Source organism: Mycobacterium sp. (assembly GCF_049673265.1).
Taxonomy (GTDB): Bacteria; Actinomycetota; Actinomycetes; order Mycobacteriales; family Mycobacteriaceae; genus Mycobacterium.
This window is the reverse complement of record NZ_JBATXN010000317.1, coordinates 1-2,443: the sequence shown is the minus strand read 5'-3', so window position 1 is coordinate 2,443 and position 2,443 is coordinate 1. Positions and strand designations below refer to the sequence as shown.

2 protein-coding genes and 1 pseudogene are annotated in these 2,443 nt (G+C 69.4%); all 3 read right to left on the bottom strand.

Annotation, left to right across the window (positions count from 1 at the left end; genetic code table 11):
* Positions 1-31: 31 nt before the first annotated feature.
* Positions 32-571, bottom strand: coding sequence for an adenine phosphoribosyltransferase (locus tag WBF82_RS11225; protein WP_424383109.1), 540 nt, complete (start codon positions 569-571; stop codon positions 32-34).
* Positions 553-2,217 (bottom strand): ABC transporter substrate-binding protein, encoded by a 1,665-nt coding sequence (locus WBF82_RS11220; RefSeq protein WP_424383108.1) that lies wholly within the window; start codon positions 2,215-2,217, stop codon positions 553-555. Before WBF82_RS11220 ends, WBF82_RS11225 begins: the two co-directional genes overlap by 19 nt.
* A 5-nt stretch (positions 2,218-2,222) precedes the next feature.
* Positions 2,223-2,443 (bottom strand): annotated as a pseudogene (locus tag WBF82_RS11215) (protein translocase subunit SecF); the annotation flags it as partial.

Sequence of the window (2,443 nt, the reverse complement as noted above, 5' to 3'; positions counted from 1 at the left end):
CAGCACGGCCAGCCAGCCCGCATCATCTGGGCTAGACGTGGAGCAGGCTGTGGACTGGCAGCGGCGCCACCAGCGCACGACCGCCGAGCGCCGCGAGTTCCAACACCACCGCGGCCATCGTCACCCGGGCACCGGCCTGCTCGAGTAACCGGTGCGCCGCGGCCACCGAGCCCCCGGTGGCCAGCACGTCGTCCACGATCACAACGCTGCGACCGGCCAATTCGATGCCGTCGGCGGGGATCTCCAGGGTGGCACTGCCGTACTCGAGGTCGTAGGTCTCGCTGAGCACCGGCGGCGGCAGCTTGCCGGCCTTGCGGACGGCCAGCACGCCCGTGCCGAGCCGGACCGCTAGCGCGCCGCCGATCAGGAATCCGCGCGCGTCGATGCCGGCGATCAGGTCGGCCCCGGAGGCCACCTCGACCAGCGCGTCGATTACCGCCGCCAAGGCCCGGCCGTCGGCGAACAACGGGGTTAAGTCCTTGAAATCGACTCCGGCCGTAGGGAAGTCGGATACCTCCCGGGTCAGCGACGCGATGACCTCCTCGACCTGCGTCACCGCACCAGGACCCATCGATCCATATTCCAGCCGGCACCCCAGCGGCTGGGGTTGTTGCTGACGGCGTACATCTTCTTCGACGCCAGCAAGGTGCGCTGCTGGCGGTACAGCGGCAGTGTCGGCATGTCGCCCCACAGCACCGGTGCGCTCTGCGCCAGCAGCCGGACCAGTTCGGCGGGGTCGGCCGACACCGCCAGCGCGCTGATGATGCCGTCGATCTGGCCGTTGGTATATCCGGGCAGGTTGTTGCCGTTGCCGGTGTGCAGGGCGTACGCGTCGATCGCCGACGATCCGCTGGAACCGCTGCCGGTCGCGCCGCCGGTGCTGGCCAGCAAGACGTCGATTTTCCCATCGCGCAGCGTCTGCGGGCCCGTCGTGTCGGAGGTGACGTCGGAGACGGTGATACCGGCCGGCGCGCAAGCCTTGGCGATCGCGCCGACGATCGCGGCCAGTCGCGCGTTGGGGGCCCGATAGCCGATCCGCACGGTCAGCGGCTTACCGGCCAGCGCAGCGCGCGCAGCGTCGGGGTTCGACTTCAGGTACTGGGCCGCCTCGGGAACGTTTTCCGCCCGTCCGATGGCGTCTTCGGCCGCGGGGTGCAGCCGCGCGTTGGCGATCGGCGTCCGGGCATCGCGCGCGATCACGTCACGCGGTGTACAGGAGGCCACCGCCCGACGGGCGGCGACGTCCGAAAGCGGGCCGCGCGGCGCGAAGATCAGCTGCTCGATGCCGTCCGACGGGGAGTCGGTGCGGCGATACGTGTCGGGGGTGACCAACGTTCCCGACGAGCCCTCCGCGACGTCGACGACGTCGGCGCTCTTGTCGTTGACGCGATCTTGGATGTCGACTTTCTCCGGCCACACAGTGATCCGCTTGGTCATCGGCTTGGGGCCCCACCAGCGGTCGTTCGCGACCAGCACCACCGCGCCACCGTCCAACACCGACTCGATCTTGTACGGCCCCGACGACGGGAAGTGCTTGGCGATGCTGCCTGCCTCGATGCCGGGTTTGAGGTCCCAGGTGGTGTTCCACAGTTGCGCGATGCGCCCGATCGCCGGCAGATCGTTGCGCATCAGCGCGGTGGTCACGTCAATCCCGAGTTCGTCGGCAATGACATGCGACGGCAGCATCGTGGTCGCTGCGAACAGCTGGTTGTAGTCGACGACGTTGCGGTCGGGATCGAACGACACGCGGGCTTTCTTCTGTCCCGGTTGGCATTCGATGCCGGCGATGTCGACGTAGCCGGCCTGGCTGGCGGCGTCGAAGCCGGGAAATCGCCCGGATTGGGCTGCCCAGGCCAGCACCAGGTCGTCACAGGTGACCGGCTTGCCGTCGGAGTACACGGCGTTGTCGGCGATTTGGTAGTCGAGCACCAGCGGTGAACCACCGACCATCGATATCGCGCCGAAGTCGTGGTCGGCGACGACTTGGCCGTCGGGTCCGTGGTAGCCGAATCCCGTCAGCGTGCGGGCGAACGCTTGCGCACCCGCTGAGGCGGCGCCGGTGACGGTGTTGCTGTTATAGGTGACCAGCGTGCCGTCGACGATGTAGTCGATCTGACCGGCGGCACTGCCGGAGCACGCCGTCAAGCTGCCCGCCGCGGCTGTCACCAGCACGGCCGCCAGCCAGCTGGCGGCCACACGCCAACGTCGGGCAGCCACCGTGGCTACCGCTTGTTTCGCTTGCCGGTCGGACGCGCGTGCCGACCGCCGCCCTGCGCTGCCGGACGCGCCCCCGGCGCCGGCTTGTTGGCCCGCGCGGGGCCAGCGGCTGCGACGGTTGCGGTACTCGCCTCGTCCGGCTCGTCCGGCTCGTCTTTGGCCCGCTCGGCGCGCACTTTCGTTTTTTCCACGGCCGGTTCCGGACCGGGACCGCGGCGCCTACCCA